This window comes from Pantoea sp. SIMBA_079 (assembly GCF_046940275.1).
In the GTDB taxonomy this organism is placed as follows: domain Bacteria; phylum Pseudomonadota; class Gammaproteobacteria; order Enterobacterales; family Enterobacteriaceae; genus Pantoea; species Pantoea borealis.
Genome location: NZ_JAWRYR010000211.1, coordinates 1 through 278, shown reverse-complemented (window position 1 = coordinate 278; position 278 = coordinate 1). Strand labels below are relative to the sequence as shown.

The 278-nt window shown below is 65.1% G+C and carries 1 protein-coding gene; it reads right to left on the bottom strand.

All coding sequences use genetic code 11. The features are described from left to right. Nucleotides 1-278 (bottom strand): hypothetical protein (locus tag SB719_RS19745; protein WP_412159679.1); only part of this gene is annotated, 278 nt, incomplete at both ends.

The window sequence follows — 278 nt, the reverse complement described above, 5'->3', positions numbered from 1 at the left end:
CCGCTCTTCTTTCGGGCCGGTGCGGATGTTGCTGCCCAGCGTCGCCGAGCGCACCCGCTGGCCGACCAGCAACTGTGCACGACTGCCATCGGAATTCATTGCATACAGTTCGCCGGTTGGCAGCGGGAAGTCACGCGCGCCCCACTGCTCGGCCAGGCTGAACACCAGGCGGTCGTCCGCGGCCCACCAGAAATCGGCGATGTGGGTGCTCTTGGGCAGCCCGAAACTGCCGATGATCTTGCGATCCGATCGATTGAGCACCGCGATGACGGTGCGTC